Source organism: Herbidospora sakaeratensis, from assembly GCF_001570525.1.
In the GTDB taxonomy this organism is placed as follows: domain Bacteria; phylum Actinomycetota; class Actinomycetes; order Streptosporangiales; family Streptosporangiaceae; genus Herbidospora; species Herbidospora sakaeratensis.
The window spans coordinates 1,250,847-1,270,967 of record NZ_BBXC01000007.1 but is presented as its reverse complement, the minus strand read 5'-3'; the positions used below and the strand labels follow the sequence as shown (position 1 = coordinate 1,270,967).

The following is a 20,121-nucleotide window of genomic DNA, read 5'->3' as shown; positions in this document are numbered from 1 at the left end:
ACGAGCGGGAGACGCGACGGCGCCGATGTCAGGTCCCTTCGCGAGGGTGAACGCACGAACACCGGATCAATCCTGACGACGAGCAGACGGGGATCACGGCGATGGGCGGAAACGGCTTCTCCGAGGGAGGGCCGCGCAGGCTGCGTGAGGTGCCGGCACGGCAGGTCGGCTCCGGGAGGATTCCGGGGCCGGCGGCCCTGGTCGGCGTGCTGGTCTCCCAGGAAGCGGCTCATCGGCGGCGCCCAGGCCGCCGCATCCTCTCGAAGCCGGCCGGTCCCTCCGGCAGCCCGTCCGTCGACCCGGCCCCCAGAACACCTCAGCCACCTGGCCCGAAAGGTCATCGATGACGAAGCACGAAGCCGACGTGATCATCGTGGGCGCCGGCCCGACCGGTCTCATGCTGGCCGCCGAACTGCGCCTGGCCGGAGTGCGGCCGCTGGTGCTGGAACGGCGGCCGCGGCCCCGCGACACCCCCAAGGCCGGCGGCCTGGGGGGCCGGATCCTGGACCTGCTGCGCCACCGCGGCCTGCTGGAACGTCTCCAAGCCGCCTGCACCGGACCGACGCCCGCTCCCCGGTTCCCGTTCGGCGGGGTGCACCTGGACTTCACCCGGATGGCGGACCCCCCGATGCACGCCCTGCCGCTGCCGCAGCACGTGCTGGAGCGGCTGCTCGGCGAACGCGCCGGCGAACTCGGCGCCGACCTCCGCCGCGGACACGAGGTGACCGGGGTGAACCAGGACGGCGACGCGGTCACCGTCGACGTGCGCGGCCCGGACGGCCCCTACCGGGTGAGCGCCCGCTACCTCGTGGGATGCGACGGCGCCCGCAGCCGCGTCCGTGACCGGGCCGGCATCCCGTTCCCCGGCACCGACTATCCGGAGGTCAACCGGCTGGCCCAGGTCACCCTGCCCGACGCGGTCACCGTTCTCGGCGACGGCGATCTCGACGTCCCCGGCTTCGGCGTCGTCCGCGCCGGGTTCACCCGCACCGACCGGGGTCTGCTCGGCGTCGGCTCCTCACCCGGCGCCCGGTCCGTCTCCCTCTACACCGTCGAGGACGAGACCACCGAATACGACGACGACGTCCCGATGACGCTCACCGAACTGCAGGACAGCGTCCACCGTGTGCTGGGCGCCCACCTGCCCCTGGCCGGGGCGACCCGGCTGTCGCGCTTCACCTTCAGGGCCCGCCAGGCCGAACGCTACCGCGAGGGGCGGATCCTGCTGGCCGGTGACGCGGCGCACCTGTTCCCGGCCACCGGAGTGGCGCTCAACGCCGGCCTGCTGGACGCGGTCAACCTGGCCTGGAAGCTGGCCGCCGACCTCCACGGCACGGCCCCGGCCGGCCTGCTGGACACCTACCACACCGAACGCCACCTGGCCGGCGCCCGCACACTGCTGCACACCCGGGCGCAGGTGGCCCTGCGGCGCGGGCACGACGCGGCCGCCGAAGCGCTGCGGGAGGTCTTCACCGAACTGCTCGCCGACGAGCAGCCGCTGCGCCGCATGGGAGCACTCGTCGGCGGCGCCGACATCCGCTATCCGATGCCCGGGGCCGGACATCACCCGCTGGCCGGCGCCTTCGCCCCCGACCTCACCCTGCACACCGGCCAGGGCGTCACCGGCGTCGCCGAACTCATGCACCCCGCCCGGCCCGTCCTGCTCGACCTGGCCGACCGCCCCGAACTACGCCAGACCTCCCGGAACTGGCAGCATCAGGTCGACGTCCACACCGCCAAGACCGACGACCGACCGGCCGACGCCCTGCTGATCCGCCCGGACGGCCACGTCGCCTGGGCGGCCGGAATCGACGAAGCCGCGGACAGCGCCACTCCCTCGCTGCGGGAGGCGCTCTCCGCATGGTTCGGTACGCCCTCGAACATCAGGAAGAGACATGACAAGTAGGCTCACCGAGGTGACCGTCGACTGCCGTGATCCGGAGAGACTCGCGGCCTTCTGGTGCGAGGTCCTGGACTTCACGGTGATCGACCGCACCGAAGGCAAGGTCGAGATCGGCTCCTGGGTGCCGACCGTCGAGCAGGTCCTGGCCGGCCAGATGCCACCCACCCTGCAGTTCATCCGGGTGCCCGAGGGCAAGACCGGGAAGAACCGGCTCCACCTCGACGTCAGCCCGATCGACGGCGGCACCGACGACGAGGTGACCAGGCTGCTCGGCCTCGGCGCCGTCAGAAGAGATCTGGGCCAGGGCCCCGACCGGAGCTGGGTGGTCATGGCCGACCCCGAGGGCAACGAGTTCTGCGTCCTGCGCACCCTGGCGCCGTGACCGGAAACGCGCTTCCCTGTGACGTCAGCGGCTACCCGCGAGACCGGTGCAGGGTTCCGGTCACCGTGCTCAGATAGAGCGCCAGGCCCGCCGAGGTGAGCAGGAAGCCGGCCCACACCGTCGACAGCGTGCCCCAGCCGGCCGCCAGGGTGATCGCGCCGCCGATCGCGCCGAAGGAGTTGGCCAGGTTGAGGGCGGCCAGGTTGAGCGCGCCCATCAGCGTCGGGGCGTCGGGCGCGAAGGAGGTCAGCCTGACCTGGATGGTGGGGATCGCGAACATCATGGTCGCGCCGACGCCGAACAGGCACGCCAGCAGCACGGGCCACTCGTTCCCGGCCACCCCGATCAGCGCCAGCAGCCCGAGCACCCCGCCGTACCCCCAGGTCAGGCCGCGGTGCTCCCACCGGTCGGCGGCCCGGCCGCCGAAGTGGTTGCCGGCCGCCATGCCGAGGCCGAACACGGCCAGCGCCACCGGGATGAGCGCGGGGTCCTTGCGCGCCGCGTCGGTGACGAACGGGCCGATGAACGTGTAGACGGCGAAGATGCTGGAGATGCCGAGCGAGGGCACGGCGACCATCACCCAGACGCCGCGCCGGCGCAGGCCGTTCAGCTCGCTCCTGATCGGGCCGCCGTGCAGGTCGGCGGTCCGGGGCAACCACGCCACCAGCGCCAGCCCGGCCAGCAGGCCGACGGCGACGACGGCCCCGTACATGACCCGCCACCCGGCCTGCTGCCCGATGAACGTCGCGAGCGGCGAGCCCGCGACGGTGGCGAGGGTGAGCCCGCCCATGACGGTGGCGAACGCCTTGCCGCCCCGGCCCGGCCCGTAGACGTAGGCGGCCACGACGGCCCCGGCGCCGAAGAACGCCCCTTGGACGCTGCCCGCCACGAAGCGGAAGACGACGAGCAGCGCGATGTCCGGCGCCAGGGCCGACAGCCCGTTGCCCACGAGGAACAGCACCGCCAGGCCGAGCAGCAGCGTGCGCCGGTTGACGCGGGCGGCGAGCAGCGTGATCAGCGGCGAGCCGACCACCACCCCGAGGGCGTAGGCGGTGATCGCGTGGGTGGCGACCGGGATCGACACCCCCAGGTCGGCGGCGAACAGCTGGATGACGCCGTTGCTGCCGAACTCGCCGGCGCCGATGGCGAAGGTGCCCAGCGCCAGCGCGAACAGGGCGAGCCCCGGGCGCGCGGCGCCCCTCCCGGCGGGCGCGTGCCGGGACTCCTCCGCGGCGCACTGGGCTTCGTAGGCGCGGACGTGCACGGTCACCGGGACGGCCCCGATCGGCGGTTCGTGGTCATGGGATCGATCGTGTCCCCCGGCACTGGACGCCCACTGAACGGGCGGTTCACTCCCCGTCCAGACCGGCCCGCCGACACTGGGGCATGGATTCGCCCCTCCTCTTGGCCGGCCTCCCGTACGCGCTCGGGATCGTCATGTTCGGGCTGGGACTCGCGCTGACGGTCGACGACTTCCGCCGGGTGGGCCGCCATCCCAGGGCGGTCGTGGTCGCGTTGTCGTGCCAGATCGTGCTGCTGCCGGTGGTCTGCTTCGGCCTCGTGCTGGCCTTCGGCCTCCCGCCCGAGCTCGCGGTCGGGCTGATGGTGGTCGCGGCCTCGCCCGGCGGCCCCACCGCCAACCTGTTCAGCCACCTGTTCGGCGGGGACGTCGCGCTGAACGTCACCCTCACCGCGGTCAACTCGGTGCTGGTCGTGGTCACCCTGCCGGTCGTGGTGAACCTGTCGGCCGCCCACCTCCTGCCCGGCGGGGCCTCCCTCGGGCTGCAGGCCGGCAAGCTGCAGCAGCTCTTCGTGATGGTGCTCGGGCCGGTCGCGCTCGGCATGCTGGTGCGCGCCTTCGCGCCGCGGGCGGCGCGGCGGCTCGACCTGCCCGTCCGGTTGTCGTCGGTCGTGGTCCTGGCGACGGTCGTCTCGGCCGTCCTGTACGCCGAACGGGAGAACCTGCTCGGCTACTTCGCGGCGGTCGGGCTGGCCGCGCTGGCCTTCAACGTGGTGAGCATGGCCGTCGGCTACGGCGTGCCGCGCCTGGCCGGGGTCGACCACGGCGCGGCCGTCGCGGCCGGGTTCGAGATCGGCGTGCACAACACCGCGCTGGCCATCACGATCGCGCTGAGCCCGGCGATGCTGGACAGCGCCGCGATGGCCGTTCCGGGCGCGGTCTACGGGATCGTCATGTTCTTCACCGCCGCCGCGTTCGGCTGGGCGGTCACCCGTGCTCAGAGCTCGGTGAGGAATCTTTCGGCGCGGCCCGCGAACAGGTGACTCCCGCGTGCGGCCGAGCGGTCGCGGGCCTCCTCCGCGGCGGCCCGCACCGCGTCGGCGGGTGCGCCTTCGGCGTGCAGCAGGCGGGCCCGCAGGAGCCACACGAGCCCCTCGGCGTAGCGCTGGCCGTAGGTCTCCAGCGCGTGGCCGGCCCGGCCGAGGGCGGCGGCCGCCCGGCCGGCGTCGCCGACGGCCAGCCACATCTCGGCGATCAGGGCGTGGTGGTAGGCGACGCCCCAGCGCGGGGGCTCCGTGAAGCCGGCGATCAGCCGTTCGGCCTCCTCGGTGACGCCGGCGGGGTCGTCGCCGGTGAGGGCGCGGGCCCAGCACCAGTTCAGCCGGATGTAGAGCTCCTGCTGGATGGCGGCGCGGCCGGTGCCCACGGCGATCCACCGGTCGACGGCGCGGATCACCCCGTCGGCGTCGCCGGCCATCGACGCGATGATGGAGACGTAGTAGACCCAGGTCGCGACCGCGTAGGAGTCGTCGGGGCCGTTCCACCGGTCGATCGCGGCGAGCGCCGCGCCGACGTCGCCGTGCATGGCCGTCACGACGGCCAGCCAGCCGGGCCACTCGCCCGACACGTCGCGCCTGATCGGGGTGTCGCTGTGCGCGGAGACGACCCCCTCCAGGAGGGCGGGGTCGTTGGCGCGGAAGAACCGGTAGGCCTCGCCGATCTCGCCGACGTCCCACTGGTGCAGGCCCCACGCCTGGCGGCCGTAGACGCGGACGACGGGATCGGCGGACGCCTCCCCCTGTTCGTAGAGGCGGCGGACCAGCGCGGCGCGGTCCCACTCCATGAAGGTGTACGCCCCGAAGAGGCGGGCGAACAGCAGCCCGGCCGCCTCGACCTCGCGGCCGAGCCGGCGGGCCAGCAGCTCGGCGCGCTCCAGCAGGTCGAAGGTGGTGCCGCCGAACCCGGCCTGCCGGCGCGGGGCGATGGCCAGCAGCGACAGGGCCGACAGTTCGAGCTCCGGGAGCCCGGCGCCGCGGGCGAGGTCGGCGGCCGACTCCAGGTGGCGGTCGGCGGCGGCGAACGCGAGCTTGTTGGCCGCACGGCGGCCCGCGCGCTTCAGCGCCTCCACGACGCGGACCGGGTCGGCGAGCACCCGCGCCGCCCACAGGTGGAAGGCGAGCCGCTCGATGACGGACTCGTCGTCGGCCCCGTGCTGCTCCAGCGCGTCGGCGACGCGCAGGTGCAGCCGGACGCCCCGCCAGTGTTCCGTCGTCTCGGTGACCGACTCGCGGACCAGGTCGTGCGCGAACCGCCACGCGAACGGGTCGTGCGGGTCGGATTCGAGCAGGCCGAGGGCGCGCAGCGGTTCGAGGCGTTCGAGACAGCCAGCGACGCCGATCCCGGCGGCCCGGGCCAGCAGCCCGAGGTCGACGTCGCGGCCGATGACCGCCGCGAGGCGCACCAGTTCGCGGGCGTCGTCGTCGAGGCCGGCCATCCGGTCGCGGACCACGTCGCGCACGGTCGCCGGCACGCCCAGCGCGCCCCGGTCGCTGAGCAGCCGCGCCAGTTCGCGGACGAAGAAGGGGTTGCCCTCGGTGCGGGCGTGGATGTCGCGGGCGACGTCGGGGGCGGGCGGCCGGCCGGTCTCGCGGCGGACGAGTTCGGCCACGTCGGTCAGGCCGAGCGGGCCGAGCCTGATCCGGTGGTGGCCGGGCAGCCGACCGGCGGCGGCCAGCGCCTGCGCCAGGGCGGCGCCGGGGGCGGGGGCGCGGTCGCGCAGGGCGCAGACGATCGCGGCCCCGGCGGGCAGCCGCCCCGCCACGTGGCCGAACATCTGGAGCGACGCCGGGTCGATCCACTGGAGGTCGTCCATGACCAGCACCACCGGCCGTTCGGCGGCCGCCTGGCCGATGACGCCGACCGCCTGCTCGAACAGCCGGAACTGGGCCCGGCTCCCGGCGACCGGCGGCCCGGCCTGGTCGCCGCCGCCGTCGAGGACGCGGCCGAGCTCCCCCGCCCGCCACTTCTCCCCCGCCGGGGCGGGCAGGGCGTCGAGGAGCCCGGTGAGCGCCTGCTCCCACGGCCACATCGACGGCGTGCCGTCGCCCTCCAGGCAGGAGGCCCGCACGACGAGCGCGCCGCGCCGGACGGCGGCGGCGGCCGTCTCCTCCAGCAGCCGCGTCTTCCCGGCCCCCGGTTCGCCCTCGACGACGCCGAGCCCGCTGCCGCCGGTGAACGCCGCCTCGACGGCCCGCCGCAACACCGCGAGCTCCTCGGCCCGGCCGACCAGCCCGGCCGCGGGCCGGGGCCCGGCGGGGGCCGCCGGGTGAGGCGCCAGCACGCTCTCCTGGGCGGCCCGCAGCGCCGGGCCGGGGTCGATGCCGAGCTCCTCGGCGAGCCGGTCGCGGATGGCGTGGAAGGCCGACAGCGCCTCGGCCTGCCGTCCGGACGCGCCCAGGGTGGTGACGAGGGCGGCGTGCACGGGCTCGTGGAACGGCGCCATCGACGCGGCCAGCCGCAGCGCCCGGAGCACCCGCTCGGGCCGGTGCGCCGCCACGGCGAGGCCGGCCGCCGCCACGCAGGCGGCGTGGAACTCGTCGTCGAGCGCGGTCAGGACGGGCGCGGCGGCCGGTTCGAGGGCCAGGCCGTCGCCCGCGTGGCCGTGCCAGAGGCCGAGCGCCGCCGCGTAGTGGTCGAGCGCGGTGTCGGGTGCGTGCTCCTTCGATGCGGTCCGGGCGGCGGCGAGGTGGTCGCGGAAGTCGAGGAGGTCGAGCGTGCCGGGCCCGGCCTCGAAGACGTAGGCGTCGACGCGCCGGTGCAGGTAGGCGCCGGCCGCGCGGGCGGGGAGGGCGGGTTCGAGCAGGCGCCGCAGCGCGCCGACGTACTTCTGGATGATGTTGAGGGCGCTGGCGGGGGCGTCGTCGCCCCACAGGAGGTCGATCAGCTCGCGGGTGGTGACCGGGCGGTTCGCGCGGGCCAGCAGGAGGGCCAGCAGCTGCGCCTGCTGCCGGGGCCCGGCGTCGAGTTCGGCGCCGTCGCGCCACAGCCGGAGCGGGCCGAGGATCCGCAGGCGCAGGGGACCTCGGCCGTCGGGGTGGGCTGGCCCGGTCACGTCGGTCGGCTCCCGTCTGGGCATCACGGACTCGGGTGCCGAGTGTAGTCAGGCCCGGGCATATCGCCCCGCCAATCGGTGGAGGTGATCCTTCAGTTCGGGCGGGTCGAGCACGGTGAAGTCGACGCCGAGACTGCCGAGGAAGGCCGCCAGGTCGCCCAGCGAGTCGCCGCCGGTCTCCAGCACGCCGTCGTCGGTGAGCACCCCGGCGGCCGGGGTGAGCAGTTCGGTCAGCCGCTCCATCGGGGCGTGCAGCCGCACCCGGGCCGGGTGCCGGTAGGCGGCCGAGCCGACGCCGCGCATGACCTGGGTGGCGGCGTCGGCCGGGGGTTCCCTCGGGGTGAAGCGCGGTCCGTTGGGCGCCCGGGGCCGCACCCGGTCGACGCGGAAGGTGCGCCAGTCGGCGCGGGCGACGTCCCAGGCCAGCAGGTACCAGCGGCGGCCGGTGTAGACGAGCCGGTGCGGCTCGACCTCGCGCACGCCCGGCGTGCCGTCGCGCAGCCGGTAGTCGAAGCGCAGGCGTTCGCGGTCGCGGACGGCGGCGGCGATGTGGGTGAGGGTGGCGGCGTCGACGGTCGGGCCGCGCCGGGCGACGGAGACCGTGGCCACCCCGACGGCGTCGATGCGGTGGCGCAGCCGGGAGGGCAACATGCGCTGGAGTTTGGTCAGCGCCCGCAACGAGGTCTCCTCGATGCCGGTGACGGTGCCCCCGGCGGCGGCGTGCAGGCTGACGGCGACGGCCACCGCCTCCTCGTCGTCGAGCAGCAGCGGCGGCAGGGCCGCGCCCGCGCCGAGCCGGTAGCCGCCCGCCACGCCCGGGGTGGAGCGGATCTCGTACCCGAGGATCCGCAGGCGCTCGACGTCGTTGCGGACGGTCCGGCCGGTCACACCGAGCCGGGCGGCCAGTTCGGGACCGCCCCAGTCGGGGCGCGACTGGAGGAGGGACAACAGGCGGAGCAGCCTGACGGAGGTTTCCAGCATGGTGCCAGTCAATCGCGGAACCGTACGTTCCGCGATCGTGCCTACTGTGCGAGGAGAGACGAAAGGGAGTGACCCATGTTGCGCGGACTCGCCACCATCACGTTCTGGGCCGACGATCTGACGGCCGCCAAGGAGTGGTACACCGAGGTGCTCGGCGTCGCGCCTTACTTCGAGGTGCCGGGGTACGTGGAGTTCCGGATCGGCGACCACCTGGCGGAACTGGGCGTCGCCGACTCCCGGTACGCCCCCGACGGCGCCCCGGCCCGCCCCGGCGGCGCGGTGGCCCACTGGCACGTCGACGACGTGGCGGAGGCGCTCGACCGGCTGCTGAAGCTGGGCGCGACGCCCCACCTGCCGCTGACCGACCGCGGCGAGGGCTTCGTGACGGCCGCGGTCGCCGACCCGTTCGGGAACGTGCTGGGCGTCATGTACAACCCCCACTACCTGGAGATGCTGGGCCGATGATGCACTTCCCGGACGCGGCGGCGTGGGAGACCTGGTTGTCGGCCAACCACGCCGGTGAGGGCGTGTGGTTGCGCATCGCCAAGAAGGGCGCGCCGCTGGAGTCGATCACCATCGGCCAGGCGCTCGACGTGGCGCTCTGCTACGGCTGGATCGACAGCCAGCGCAAGGGCCACGACGAGCACAGCTACCTGCAGCGGTTCTCGCGGCGGCGGCGCGGCAGCCCGTGGTCGCGGGTGAACGTCCGCCGCGTCGAGGCCCTCACCGAGGCGGGGCGGATGCGCCCGCCGGGGCTCGCGGAGGTCGAACGGGCCCGCGCCGACGGCCGCTGGGACGCCGCCTACGCGGCCCAGAGCGAGTTCGCGGTGCCCGCCGACCTGGAGGCGGCGCTCGACCCCGCCACACGGGCGGCCTTCGAGGGGCTCGATCGCACTGCCCGCTACCTGCTGGTGCTGCCGCTGCTCAAGGCCCGCACCCCGGAGGCGCGGGCGGCCCGGCTGAAGAAGGCCCTCGACGACCTCCAGGGCGAGCGGACGCCGGACGTCCCGCGACCTTTCTGCACGTGATCTCCACGTCACGCGCGGAGGTTTCTGCACGTGGCCGTGCGAGCATGCCCGGCGTGCCCAGATATGTGGTGATCGCCGTGGTGGCGCTGCTGGTGGCGGGTTGCGGTCCGGAGACGAAGACCGCCGCCGAGATCGGCGCATACGTGGAGGCGTACCTGCGGGCGCACCCGGACGTCGAACGGGCGGCGACGAACGGGACCGCGCGCGCCACCATGATCACCGAGGGCCCCGACCAGGATGTCTTCGCCGATCTGGGCGGGGGCCTGCGCGGGCGGCTCATCCGGGCCGACGGCGTCGCGTACATGCGGATGGGAGACGAGGAGACGGCGCCGGGGCGGCCGGTGCGGCAGCGGCTGAGCGCGAGGACCGCCACGGAGATCGTCTACTCCGACTGGGACGACACGACCGTGACCGCCCCTCCGGCCGATCAGATCCGGTCCTGACGGGTGGCCCGCCTCGGTCGGGTGGAGCCGTGACGGGAAACCGCAGTTCCCGAGGTTGCGAAGACGAGGCCCAGTCGTTATCGGGCGTTATAAAGGGACATCAGGGACCAGCGGGACCTATGTGACCTGGTAATATGTGAGATACCACAGGTTTTGACAGTGTTTTGTTGAGTTTTCCTGTCCCTTGTCCTGTTTTTACCGTTCCATTACCGTCCGCAGTGGCTTTCGTACTCCCTCGGACGGGTTCCCTCTCCCGAGCACCCCCGTCCCCTCCGCCCTGGAGGCGACATGCGGTTTCGCGCGATCATGCGCAGAAAATCCCCCTACGTCGCGGCACTGGGCGCCGCGACGCTGGTGGCGGCCGGCCTCACCCTGACGCCGACCGCCTCGGCGCAGTCGGCCGCGGCCGACTGCTCCACCGACCCCGCCCACATCGCGTCGGTCCCGAGCCCCCAGCAGTTCTTCGGCTTCCCGCTGGGCACGGGCCAGACCCGGATCCTGACCAGCCAGGAGCTGATCGACTACACCCACGCCGTCGGGGCCGCCTCCGACCGCGTGCGGCTGGGCGTCATGACCGACAGCGTCCTGGGCACCGAGATGCCCTACGCGATCGTGTCGAACGCGGCCAACGTCACCGACGCGCGGCTGAAGAAGATCGCGGACGACATCGTGTCGCTGCGGGACCCGCGCACCCAGACCGACGCCAAGGCCGCCAAGATCGCGCAGGACGTGCCCGCGATCGTCTACGTGGCCGGCAACGTGCACGGCGGCGAGAAGAGCGGCGCCGACGCCTCGCTGCAGACGCTCTACGAGCTCGCGTCGGGCTTGTCGTGCGACGTCAAGAACCGCAACGACAACCTGCTCACGATCATCGTGCCGACGCAGAACCCCGACGGCCGCGACGCCAGCCGCCGGCAGAACGAGTACGGCTTCGACCTGAACCGCGACTGGTTCGCGCGCACCCAGAAGGAGACCGACGCCAAGCTGGAGCTGCTGCGGAAGTACCCGCCGCAGGTCTTCATCGACGCCCACGAGATGGGCGGGCGGCAGTACTTCTTCCCGCCGAACGCCGACCCGATCCACCACGAGATCGCCGACCAGCCGGTCGACTGGATCAACCGCATCGGCGAGGCCAACAAGGCCGGCTTCGGCTTCAACGGCGCGTGCGGCGGCTCGGTGACCGTCGAGTGCTACTTCAACTACGCCACGTACGACATGTTCTACATGGGCTACGGCGACACCGTCCCGGCCACCGGGTTCGGCGCCGCGGGCATGACGTTCGAGAAGGGCTCCTCCTCGGCCGTCCCCGACCGCGTGCAGCAGCAGTTCAACACCCAGTGGGCCACCACGGGCTGGGCCGCCGCCAACAAGCACGAGATCCTCGGCAGCTACTGGGACATCTGGAAGACCGCGCTCGCCGAGGGCGAGCAGGGCGTGCTGGAGCCGAACGAGGTCGTGCAGCCGACCAACACCGTTCAGTTCCCCGTTCCGGACGTCAAGATCCGCTCGTACTTCCTGCTGAACGACCGTCAGCTCGGCGACGTGCGCAAGCTGGTCGAGCGCCTGCGTCAGATGGACGTCGAGGTCTACCGCCTCACCAAGCCGCTCACGGTGCCCAACGCCAAGATCTTCGGCGGCCGGTCCGAGACGGACAAGGTGATCCCGGAGGGCTCGTACTACATCCCGATGGCCCAGCCGCAGAAGCACTGGATCCAGGCGACGCTCGGCGAGGACCCGTACGTGCCGTTCCCGTACTTCTACGACGTCTCCTCCTGGAGCAACCCGCTCCTGGCGGGCGTCGACACGGTCTACAGCGGTGACGTCGTGTCGCCGCAGGCCCAGCTGGTCCGCAGGATGGAGGGCGGCGTCGCCCAGGGCGCGTCGAAGAAGGGCTCCTTCTCCTACCCGCTCGACTCCGCCGCCGCCTCGGAGCTGACCTTCAAGCTCCTCGGCCAGGGCGTCGCGCTCCAGCGCGACCTCTCCACCGGCGTCGTCTCCTTCTCGCCCGGCGAGATCGGCCGCAACGACCTCGACGCGCTCGCCACCTCCCTCGGCGTGACCGTCATTGGCAGCGGCGCGGCCCCCTCGGGCACGCTCCTGAAGACCCCCGACGTCGGCCTCTACAACGGCACCGGCGTCAGCACCACCTCCGGCTCCTACGGCGAGGCCCGCTTCGTCCTGGGCGCCAAGTGGGGCCTGACCCTCAAGCCGGTCACCACCGCCGACGTCAACAACAACACCGCCGCCTTCACCGAGCGCGGCGTCCTGCTGATGCCCGACGGCAGCAACGCCACCGGCGGCCTGACCGCCCAGGGCCAGGCCAACCTCAAGGCGTGGGTGGCCAACGGCGGCACGTACATCGGCCTGCGCAACCAGGGCACCCGCGTGGCCCGCGCGGCCGGCCTGACCAGCACCACCGAGAAGACCAAGCCGACCGGCTACCAGGTCATCGGCTCGCACTTCCGGGTCGACACCGCGACGTCGGACGCCGTCGCCCTGGGCCGCCCGGCCGAGGACTTCCAGTTCAACAACGGCGACCCGATCCTCAACCCGTCGACCACCGGGACCAACGTCCTGACCTACCCGACCGACGGCTCCTGGTGGGTGAACGGCACCACCAACGGCGCCGACGCCCTCAAGGGCTCGGTGGCGCTGACCAACGAGCCGACCGGGGCCGGGCACGCGGTGCTGTTCGCGTACAACCCGCTGTTCCGGGCGTACAACGAGAACGGCATCCACCTGGTCGCCAACGCCCTGCTGATGCCGGAGGGCGCCGCCACGCCGGCCGCCCAGAAGCGCGCCTCGGCCCGGGCCGCCGCCCCCGCCGCCCCGGCGGAGGAGACCCCGCTGATCGGCGGCGAGTGGCGTCCGTTCCAGATCCAGGTGGCCGACGCCGACCTCGCCCGCACCCAGGCCGTGGTCGCGAAGTACACCGGCACCGCGACGGTCGCCAGCGCGGCCGGGTCGTCCTACCTGACGATCCCGAACCCGGAGGGCCTCGACATCCACGAGCACCCCTTCCTGCGTGACCTGGTCAACGAGCTGAACGCGACGGGCATCCCGCTCCGCTCGGTCGTCGGCTGACCCGTGTGAGAAGAGGCCCGGCCGGGTGCCACCCCGGCCGGGCTTTTCCCTTTTCCGGTACGTCGCCTACGGGATCCACCCGATCACCCGGGGTTATGGTCGGCAGCATGATCCGTATCGCCACCCTCGCCGGCCTGCTCGCCTTCGCCTCCCTGACCGCCGCGGCGCCCGCCGCCCAGGCGACGCCCGGCGACATCTGCATGTTCAGCGGCCGCGAATACAAAGGCTCGTCGTGGTGCTGGAACCCGGGCGACGGCTACGTCGACGTGCCGCCGGCGCTGCACGACAACGTGGGCTCCTTCCGGGCCACCTCCGACGGGTGCTTCGTCAACTGGATCGAAGTGCCGTCGAAGAAGGAGACCCGCGTCGTGCGCGGCGGCGACTTCCGCAAGGTGTACGACGACCGCGACTTCGGCGCCAAGGTCGACGCCGTCGCCCCGAAGTGCTAGCAGTCGCAGGAGCAGTCACAACACTCGCAGCAGCCCGAGCACCCGTTACAGCAGTTGGAGCACGCGTCGCAGCCGCTGCAATCGCACCGTTCGGTGCATGAGTTGTACCGCTCCTCGTCCCACGGCGGGCGGTAGAGCCCGCAGGTGCAGCAGGCGGCCGACGTGCACAACAACGAGGTCAGGCCGCCGGGGTCGGGCTTGAGGCGGGGGTCCTTGCGGGGGGCCTCCGCCTCGGCGAAGGTGCGCCCGACGGCGCGGCCCGTCTCCTTGACGAGCAGCGCCCTGACCAGGCCGCGCCGTTCGAGGTCGAGGTCGGCGACCGCCAGCCGGAGGCCGTCGACCGCGTCGTCGCAGTGCCGCCGCGCGGTCGCCAGGTCGGTGCCGGAGGCGGCGAGCGGGTTGTAGGCGCCCTGCGCGCGGTCGCGGTCGAGGTCCTCGACGGCGTCGAGCAGGTGGGCCAGCCGCCCGAAGTAGCGGCCCATCTCCTCCAGCGTCTCCCGGTTGCCGGGTTTCCCGGCCAGCACCGCCGTGTGCCCGAACGCCGCCGCGACGGCGTCCTCCGTCGGGGCCGTCAGCTGGAGCAGGGAGCCGCCCGGCAGCCGTTCCACCCGGGTCTGTTCCTGTACGGCCGCCAGCAGCGGCCCCGGATCGAACGCCAGCGCCCCGGCGGTGGCCGTGCCCGCCCGCGCCCACCGCTCGGCCAGCCGGGTGCCGCCCGCGGCGACGAACCGGCGGGCGAACGGGCCGTCGCCGTCCTCGACGTGGTCCGCGAGCTTGCCGGCCGCGAGGATCAGCGACACGGCGGCGGCCAGCCGGACCCCCTCGGCCTCGCTGATGTCGGCGCCCTTGAACCCGCGCAGGGCGCAGGGGGCGGCGCGGCGGTGCCGGGTCTCCTTCGACTGGGCCTCGGTCAGCACCGAGACCAGCAGGCCGTCGTAGTTGGTGACGAGCCGCGCGGCGTGGCCGTGCTCGTCGCGGAGTGCCACGCAGAGGCCGCACAGGTGGGCCGTCCACTCGGCGAACAGGCCGCCGCACAGGTTGTGCTTGCAGGGCCGAACAATCCCGAACAAACCATGATCCTTCCCGAGAATTCGGGATCAGCATGCCAGCGCCGACTTGCACCCCGCTTGGATACCGCCACCTGCCGCCTACCGGCCCCTCGCGCCGGCCCGCATCTGCTCGGCCAGCCGCTCGAGTTCGGCCCTCTCGGCGGGCGCGGTGTTGCTGAGTCCGCTGTGGACGGCCGTCGGGCTCCGCAGGAAGCGCCGCACCACCGCCACGAGCAGCCCTTCCGGCAGCGTCCGCAGCGCGTCGAGGCCGCGTGGGACCGGGCGCGCCGGCAGGGCCGCCAGGTTCCGCCGCACGAGGTGGAGCATGCCGCGGACGGCGTCCCGGTCGTCGGCCAGGGCGACCGGGCCGCCCGCCGCCCGCACCGCCAGCCCGAGGGGCACCGTGACCGCGGCGTGCGTCCTGAGCCGGGCCTCCATCCGGGGTTCGGCCCTGGCGTTGAATCCGGCGGCGCGGAACGCCGTCACGATCCGTTCCAGCCGGGGGGTGGCACGGCCGTCGGGTTCGCCGATGGGCATGCCGACCCGGCGGGTCAGGACGTTGGCCGCGCGGTAGCGGACCACGTCGCCCTCCATGGTGCCGCCGGCCGCGGGGAAGCCGAGCAGGACCCGCTCGTGGCCGATCACCGCGCCCAGCGCCCGCGCCCCGGCCGCCCAGTTGTGCAGGAACAGCACGGCGCCGTCGAGGTCGGCGAGCGAGGCCAGCACGGGGTCGACCTGATGGGTGCGGACCGGCACGGCGTCAGGTCGTATCCGTCGGCCGGGTGGTCGACCACCGGCACCGGTATCCGCCGGACGGCCGGGCTGCCGGCTTCGGCGAGCCGCACCCCGTGGCGGCGCAGGGAGGCCAGGCGCTCGCCCCGGGCCAGGAGCGAGACGTCGTGCCCGGCCTCGTGCAGGCGGACGGCGTACTGGCTGCCGACGACCCCGGCGCCGTACACGAGGATCCTCATGACGTGAAGGTGAGCGCCGGCCGGATGACCGTCCGGAACAGCTCGCGCCGGGACGCCGCGTTCTCCTCGCGGCCGCTGATCAGGGGCGAGAGGGCGAGGTCGGCGAGGATCACGTGGGCCAGCCGCCGGAACAGCGGCGAGTCGCGCACGATCTCGCCCCGGTCGGCCGCGGCTTCGAAGACCCCGGCCAGCGTGTTCACGGCCGGCGCGATGATCTCCGCGCGCAGCGCGGCGCCGAAGCCGGGGTCGGCCGCCGCCGCGTGCAGCAGCATGAGTCCCATGCGCAGGTCGCGGGTCGGCATGCCGTCGGCAGGGGCCATCTCGGCGAACACCTGGTCGAGCGAGGTCGCCCCGGCGTGGTCGGGCAGGGCCGGGCGATGCTCGGTGAGGGCGGCCATGACCAGGTCGGCCTTGCTCCCTCCCCAATGGCGGTACAACGTCGCCTTGCTCATCCGGGCCCGGACCGCCACGGCGTCGAAGGTGAGCCGTTCGTAGCCGGCGTCCAGCAGCAACGCGCGAACCACCTCGAACAGCTCGGCGAGCCGCTCGGGCTTCATGCGGGAACGGGGCGGGGAGTCCATCGGCATGCCCCAACTGTACGAAACCGTTTCGTACAGTTCAAGCCGTGCCGAGAACGGCCCGAGCCGCCACGGCGGCGACGTCGTCTCCCGTGGCCAGCTCCGCCAGGACCGCGATCGCCACGTCGGCCGGGTGCAGGGCGACCGCGACGCGGTAGCGCACGCCCCGGTCCTCCTCGACCGCGAGCCGGGCCAGCAGCGCCCCCGGCGAGGCGCCCAGGGTCGCGGCGGCGCGGACCCGGAGGTCGGCGTCGTCCAGGGCCGCGTCGAACACGTCTTCATAGCCGCCACCGGTGAGCGCGGCGAGTGTTTCGAGGGCGACGAGACGGACCGGTGTCCGGGCCGACTCCGGGGGGTCGCTACATTCGTCCCGATCATCGAACTCGCCGGGATCACCCACGAGGGCCGCGGCGTCCGCCGCGTCGCCGGGGCGGGCCAGCCACCGGAGCGCGTTCGCCCGGACGCGCGGGTCCGCCGAGGTCAGGTCCGCCTTCATGGGCCGCATGATTCACACGGGTACCCCGTTATGTCTATCGGTTTGGTAGGATATAGTCCGTTTCGTGACGATCACTACCGCACCCGCAGGTGTCTCGCTGCGCGGCGTCGGCCGGGCATTCGGCGACCATGTCGTGCTGCGCGACATCGATCTGGAGATCGCCCCCGGCGAAGTGGTCGCCCTGCTCGGCGCCTCCGGCTGCGGCAAGTCCACGCTGCTGCGCATGATCGGCGGGCTCGACCTCGCCACCTCGGGGAGCGTGCGGGTCGACGGGCACGACGTCACCGGGATCGACCCCCGCTGCGCCGTCGTGTTCCAGGAGCCGAGGCTGCTGCCCTGGCGCACCCTCGCCGGCAACGTCGCCCTCGGGCTGCCGCGCGGGCTGCCCCGCAACGAGCGGGACGCCGCCAGCCGCCAGTGGCTCGCCGAGGTCGAGCTGCACGGGTTCGCCGACCACCGGCCCCGGCAGGTGTCGGGCGGCATGGCGCAGCGGACGGCGCTGGCCCGCGCGCTGGCGCGGCGGCCCGGCGTGCTGCTGCTCGACGAGCCCTTCGCGGCGCTCGACGCGCTGACGCGGCTGCGCATGCAGGACCTCGTCGAGGACGTGCAGCGGCGGTCGGGCACGACCGTCGTCCTCGTCACCCACGACGTCGACGAGGCGTTGAAACTGGCCGACCGGGTCGTGCTCCTGGGCGGCGCTCCCACCGGAGTGAGCGTCGTCCTGGACGTGCCGGGAGATCGGCCCCGGGACCATCATCAGCCGGAACTGGCCGCGCTGAGGTCCGAACTGCTGGCAGGCCTCGGCGTGCCGCGACGTACCCCCCTGGAAAGAGAGACCCACGCACGATGAGCAGACTCCGGATCACGCTGACCCTCGCCCTGGCCGCGACGCTCGCCACCGCCTGCGTGAGCGGCGAGGACGCGACGGGGCAGCCCGCCGCGGAGAACGCGGGCGGGCAGCAGACCGAACTGCGGCTCGACTACGCCTACTACAACCCCTCCAGCCTGGTCATCCGCGAGCAGAAGTGGCTGGAGACCGAGCTGGCCGCCAAGAACGTCAAGGTCACCTGGACGTTGTCGGCGGGCTCCAACAAGGCCAACGAGAACCTGCGCGCCAACGTGATCGACCTCGGCTCGACGGCCGGCGCCGCCGCCTTCCAGGCCCGGTCGAACGGCACGCCCATCAAGGCCGTCGGCATCTTCAGCCAGCCCGAGTGGGCGGCCGTCGTGGTGGCGAAGGACTCCCCCGTCACCGACGTGGCCGGGCTCAAGGGCAAGCGGGTGGCCGCCACCAAGGGCACCGACCCCTACTTCTTCCTGCTCCAGTCGCTGCACGAGGCGGGCCTGGCGGCCACCGACGTCGAGGTCGTCAACCTCCAGCACGCCGACGGCAAGACCGCCCTGGAGCGCGGCGACGTCGACGCGTGGGCGGGCCTCGACCCGCTGATGGCGCAGAGCCAGATCGACGCGGGCTCCAAGCTCGTCTACCGCAACCCGGGCTTCAACTCCTACGGCTTCCTCAACGCCCGCGAGGCGTTCATCACCGAGCACCCCGATCTCGTCCAGGCGACCGTCAACGCCTACGAGAAGGCCCGCGACTGGATCCAGAAGAACCCCGACGCGGCCGTCGCGCTGCTGTCGAAGGAGTCGAAGGTGTCGCCCGAGGTCGCCAAGCTGGTGCTGACCGAGCGCACCAACCTGACCGTCGGCCCGGCGCCGGGCGCCGACCAGCGCGCGGTGCTGGAGCGCATCCTGCCGACCCTCGTCGAGGAGAAGCAGGTCAAGACCGAGCAGGACGCCAGGACCGCCCTCGACACCCTCTTCGAGCCGAAGTTCGCCGAACAGGCGGGCCAGAGGTGACGCTGTCCGGCGCCGCGGAAGAGGTGCGGGAGCGCCCGGCGACGACGCCGAGGCGGCGGTGGACGCCGGTCGCCGCCGCGTTGTCGCTGCCCGTCGTGGTGATCGTGGCCTGGCAGGTCGCCGCCTCGTCAGGCGCCTATTCGGCCGCGCAGCTCCCGCCGCCGCTGTCGGTGCTCGACGCGCTGGCCGACCTGGCCGGCGACGGGTCCCTCTGGACGCACATCGCCATCAGCGTGCAGCGGGTGCTCATCGGCTTCGCCGCCGGGGCCGGGCTCGGCTTCCTCCTGGGGGCCGCCGTCGGCCTGTCGCCCGGCGTGCGGGCGGTCGTCGCGCCGAGCATCGCGGCGCTGCGCGCGGTGCCGTCGCTGGCCTGGGTGCCGCTGCTGCTGCTCTGGCTCGGCATCGGCGAGGGTCCGAAGATCACGCTGGTCGCGATCGGCAGCTTCTTCCCCGTCTACACCACGATCTCGGCGGCGCTCGCGCACGCCGACGCCCATCTGGTCGAGGTCGGCCGCGCCTACGGGCTGCGGGGCGGCGGGCTGCTGGGCCGCATCATGCTGCCCAGCGTCGCCCCGGCGATCTTCTCGGGGCTGCGGCTCGGCCTGGCCCAGGGCTGGTTGTTCCTGGTCGCCGCCGAGCTGATCGCCTCGTCGATGGGGCTGGGCTTCCTGCTCATCGACAGCCAGAACACCGGCCGGACCGACATCCTGCTAATGGCGATCGTGCTGCTGGCCACGCTCGGCAAGCTGTGCGACGCGCTCCTCGGGCTGGTCGAGAAGCGGGTGCTGCGCACCCACAAGTGACAGGTAGGAGCTGAGCCGCGCCGCCGCGTGCAGCGTGGCCAGCCCCCGGCCGGTGAGGCGGCGCCGCCAGTCGTCGAGGGCGCGGGCGAGCGACCCGGCGCCGCCCGCCGTGCGGACCTGCCGAACCACCGTCGCGATGCGCGCCAGCGGGTAGCCGCCGCGCCGCAGCAGGTGGGCGAGCTCGGCGTCGCGCACGTCCTCGGCGCGGAAGACCCGGTATCCGGTGGCCGGGTCGCGGGCCGGGCCGAGGATCCCGGCCTCCTCCCATTTCCGCAGCGTGGCCGGGGTGACCCGGAGCCGGCGCGCGAGCGCGCCGATGCTGCGGGCCCCGGGCCCGCCCGGTCGTTCCGTCAGGTGGTGGACGGCGCCGCGGACCACGTCGAGGGTCTCCCGGTCGCGGATCAGCTGGGCGTGGCCCGCGTCGAGGAGGGCCAGCGCGTCGTCGAGCCGGTCGCCGTGCACGGCGTTCATGATCTGGACGGCCGTCGCGTGCCCGTACGCCGGGACGAGCCCCAGGAAGGCGCGCAGCGCCGCCGCGTGGACCTCGGTGTAGACGCGGTAGCCGCTGGGGGTGCGCCCGGCGGGCGGCAGGCAGCCCGCCTGTTCGTAGTTGCGCACCGCCTGGGTCGAGATGCCGTGCTCGCGGGCGAGGTCGGTGGGACGCACGGTTGAGACTTCAGCCCTTTCGTCCAGTGGAAACGCCATAAAAGTTTCCACGGAGCCCTCAATGTTACGCTTGCGGC

20 protein-coding genes are annotated in these 20,121 nt (G+C 73.5%); 11 read left to right on the top strand and 9 right to left on the bottom strand.

Features of this window, described 5'->3' with window-relative positions:
* Window positions 1–343 precede the first annotated feature (343 nt).
* Window positions 344–1,906, top strand: coding sequence for an FAD-dependent monooxygenase (locus tag AW271_RS05315; protein WP_062332512.1), 1,563 nt, complete (start codon window positions 344–346; stop codon window positions 1,904–1,906).
* Window positions 1,896–2,285, top strand: coding sequence for a VOC family protein (locus tag AW271_RS05310; RefSeq protein WP_062332509.1), 390 nt, complete (start codon window positions 1,896–1,898; stop codon window positions 2,283–2,285). The genes AW271_RS05315 and AW271_RS05310 overlap by 11 nt, the downstream gene beginning before the upstream one ends.
* A 31-nt stretch (window positions 2,286–2,316) precedes the next feature.
* Here AW271_RS05310 and AW271_RS05305 read toward each other — a convergent pair whose 3' ends face one another.
* Entirely contained in the window at window positions 2,317–3,555 is a 1,239-nt protein-coding gene (locus AW271_RS05305) for an MFS transporter (protein ID WP_218007945.1), read from the bottom strand.
* 116 nt (window positions 3,556–3,671) lie between these two features.
* On the opposite strand from AW271_RS05305, the gene AW271_RS05300 reads away from it, so the two are divergent.
* Complete coding sequence (locus tag AW271_RS05300) at window positions 3,672–4,568, top strand: bile acid:sodium symporter family protein (RefSeq protein ID WP_062332507.1); 897 nt, start codon at window positions 3,672–3,674, stop codon at window positions 4,566–4,568.
* Here the strand turns inward: AW271_RS05300 and AW271_RS05295 are convergent.
* Together AW271_RS05295 and AW271_RS05290 are read right to left on the bottom strand one after the other, a co-directional pair.
* The gene (locus tag AW271_RS05295) at window positions 4,523–7,636 is read right to left on the bottom strand and encodes an ATP-binding protein (RefSeq protein ID WP_218007944.1); all 3,114 of its coding nucleotides are present in this window, start codon (window positions 7,634–7,636) and stop codon (window positions 4,523–4,525) included. The genes AW271_RS05300 and AW271_RS05295 overlap by 46 nt on opposite strands.
* A 48-nt stretch (window positions 7,637–7,684) precedes the next feature.
* Entirely contained in the window at window positions 7,685–8,617 is a 933-nt protein-coding gene (locus tag AW271_RS05290) for a helix-turn-helix transcriptional regulator (protein ID WP_062332504.1), read from the bottom strand.
* A gap of 75 nt (window positions 8,618–8,692) precedes the next feature.
* Here AW271_RS05290 and AW271_RS05285 point away from each other — a divergent pair, with 75 nt between their 5' ends.
* From AW271_RS05285 to AW271_RS05265, 5 genes are all read left to right on the top strand, one after another.
* Window positions 8,693–9,082 (top strand): VOC family protein, encoded by a 390-nt coding sequence (locus tag AW271_RS05285; RefSeq protein WP_062332501.1) that lies wholly within the window; start codon window positions 8,693–8,695, stop codon window positions 9,080–9,082.
* On the top strand, window positions 9,079–9,645 hold the full coding sequence (locus AW271_RS05280; RefSeq protein ID WP_062332499.1) for a YdeI/OmpD-associated family protein: 567 nt from the start codon (window positions 9,079–9,081) through the stop codon (window positions 9,643–9,645). Before AW271_RS05285 ends, AW271_RS05280 begins: the two co-directional genes overlap by 4 nt.
* Before the next feature lie 53 nt (window positions 9,646–9,698).
* Window positions 9,699–10,088, top strand: a complete 390-nt coding sequence (locus AW271_RS05275; protein WP_157553905.1) for a hypothetical protein — start codon at window positions 9,699–9,701, stop codon at window positions 10,086–10,088.
* Window positions 10,089–10,376: 288 nt separating this feature from the next.
* On the top strand, window positions 10,377–13,172 hold the full coding sequence (locus AW271_RS05270; RefSeq protein WP_218007943.1) for a M14 family zinc carboxypeptidase: 2,796 nt from the start codon (window positions 10,377–10,379) through the stop codon (window positions 13,170–13,172).
* 107 nt (window positions 13,173–13,279) lie between these two features.
* Window positions 13,280–13,621 (top strand): peptidase inhibitor family I36 protein, encoded by a 342-nt coding sequence (locus tag AW271_RS05265; RefSeq protein ID WP_063817886.1) that lies wholly within the window; start codon window positions 13,280–13,282, stop codon window positions 13,619–13,621.
* On the opposite strand, the gene AW271_RS05260 is transcribed toward AW271_RS05265, so the two are convergent.
* From AW271_RS05260 to AW271_RS39470, 5 genes are all read right to left on the bottom strand, one after another.
* A complete protein-coding gene (locus AW271_RS05260; RefSeq protein WP_063817853.1) occupies window positions 13,618–14,691 on the bottom strand; it encodes a DUF5685 family protein in 1,074 nt (357 codons plus the stop codon). The genes AW271_RS05265 and AW271_RS05260 overlap by 4 nt on opposite strands.
* Window positions 14,692–14,769: 78 nt before the next feature.
* Window positions 14,770–15,396 carry a ketopantoate reductase family protein gene (locus AW271_RS05255; RefSeq protein WP_245652930.1) on the bottom strand — a complete coding sequence of 209 codons (627 nt, stop codon included), beginning with the start codon at window positions 15,394–15,396 and terminating at the stop codon, window positions 14,770–14,772.
* A complete protein-coding gene (locus AW271_RS42205; RefSeq protein ID WP_245652929.1) occupies window positions 15,312–15,641 on the bottom strand; it encodes a ketopantoate reductase family protein in 330 nt (109 codons plus the stop codon). The genes AW271_RS05255 and AW271_RS42205 overlap by 85 nt, the downstream gene beginning before the upstream one ends.
* Window positions 15,638–16,228 (bottom strand): TetR/AcrR family transcriptional regulator, encoded by a 591-nt coding sequence (locus AW271_RS40570; protein ID WP_169806281.1) that lies wholly within the window; start codon window positions 16,226–16,228, stop codon window positions 15,638–15,640. The genes AW271_RS42205 and AW271_RS40570 overlap by 4 nt, the downstream gene beginning before the upstream one ends.
* A gap of 31 nt (window positions 16,229–16,259) precedes the next feature.
* Window positions 16,260–16,715 (bottom strand): hypothetical protein, encoded by a 456-nt coding sequence (locus tag AW271_RS39470; RefSeq protein WP_062332484.1) that lies wholly within the window; start codon window positions 16,713–16,715, stop codon window positions 16,260–16,262.
* Window positions 16,716–16,779: 64 nt separating this feature from the next.
* Here AW271_RS39470 and AW271_RS05240 point away from each other — a divergent pair, with 64 nt between their 5' ends.
* From AW271_RS05240 to AW271_RS05230, 3 genes are read left to right on the top strand one after another with little or no spacing between them, the layout of a single operon-like run.
* A complete protein-coding gene (locus AW271_RS05240; RefSeq protein WP_062332481.1) occupies window positions 16,780–17,565 on the top strand; it encodes an ABC transporter ATP-binding protein in 786 nt (261 codons plus the stop codon).
* Window positions 17,562–18,575, top strand: a complete 1,014-nt coding sequence (locus tag AW271_RS05235) for an aliphatic sulfonate ABC transporter substrate-binding protein (RefSeq protein ID WP_062332478.1) — start codon at window positions 17,562–17,564, stop codon at window positions 18,573–18,575. The genes AW271_RS05240 and AW271_RS05235 overlap by 4 nt, the downstream gene beginning before the upstream one ends.
* Window positions 18,572–19,378 carry an ABC transporter permease gene (locus AW271_RS05230; protein WP_083976084.1) on the top strand — a complete coding sequence of 269 codons (807 nt, stop codon included), beginning with the start codon at window positions 18,572–18,574 and terminating at the stop codon, window positions 19,376–19,378. Before AW271_RS05235 ends, AW271_RS05230 begins: the two co-directional genes overlap by 4 nt.
* On the opposite strand, the gene AW271_RS05225 is transcribed toward AW271_RS05230, so the two are convergent.
* Window positions 19,286–20,044 (bottom strand): TioE family transcriptional regulator, encoded by a 759-nt coding sequence (locus AW271_RS05225; RefSeq protein WP_062332475.1) that lies wholly within the window; start codon window positions 20,042–20,044, stop codon window positions 19,286–19,288. The genes AW271_RS05230 and AW271_RS05225 overlap by 93 nt on opposite strands.
* Window positions 20,045–20,121: the final 77 nt, after the last annotated feature.

What these genes read in the sequence shown, in the direction of transcription:
- AW271_RS05270 (WP_218007943.1), top strand. Translation starts at nt 10,377, where the DNA reads ATGCGGTTTCGCGCGATCATGCGCAGAAAATCCCCCTACGTCGCGGCA.
- AW271_RS05300 (WP_062332507.1), top strand. Translation starts at nt 3,672, where the DNA reads ATGGATTCGCCCCTCCTCTTGGCCGGCCTCCCGTACGCGCTCGGGATC.
- AW271_RS39470 (WP_062332484.1), bottom strand. Translation starts at nt 16,715, where the DNA reads ATGAAGGCGGACCTGACCTCGGCGGACCCGCGCGTCCGGGCGAACGCG.
- AW271_RS40570 (WP_169806281.1), bottom strand. Translation starts at nt 16,228, where the DNA reads ATGCCGATGGACTCCCCGCCCCGTTCCCGCATGAAGCCCGAGCGGCTC.
- AW271_RS05310 (WP_062332509.1), top strand. Translation starts at nt 1,896, where the DNA reads ATGACAAGTAGGCTCACCGAGGTGACCGTCGACTGCCGTGATCCGGAG.
- AW271_RS05265 (WP_063817886.1), top strand. Translation starts at nt 13,280, where the DNA reads ATGATCCGTATCGCCACCCTCGCCGGCCTGCTCGCCTTCGCCTCCCTG.
- AW271_RS05290 (WP_062332504.1), bottom strand. Translation starts at nt 8,617, where the DNA reads ATGCTGGAAACCTCCGTCAGGCTGCTCCGCCTGTTGTCCCTCCTCCAG.
- AW271_RS05280 (WP_062332499.1), top strand. Translation starts at nt 9,079, where the DNA reads ATGATGCACTTCCCGGACGCGGCGGCGTGGGAGACCTGGTTGTCGGCC.
- AW271_RS05315 (WP_062332512.1), top strand. Translation starts at nt 344, where the DNA reads ATGACGAAGCACGAAGCCGACGTGATCATCGTGGGCGCCGGCCCGACC.
- AW271_RS05235 (WP_062332478.1), top strand. Translation starts at nt 17,562, where the DNA reads ATGAGCAGACTCCGGATCACGCTGACCCTCGCCCTGGCCGCGACGCTC.
- AW271_RS42205 (WP_245652929.1), bottom strand. Translation starts at nt 15,641, where the DNA reads ATGAGGATCCTCGTGTACGGCGCCGGGGTCGTCGGCAGCCAGTACGCC.
- AW271_RS05285 (WP_062332501.1), top strand. Translation starts at nt 8,693, where the DNA reads ATGTTGCGCGGACTCGCCACCATCACGTTCTGGGCCGACGATCTGACG.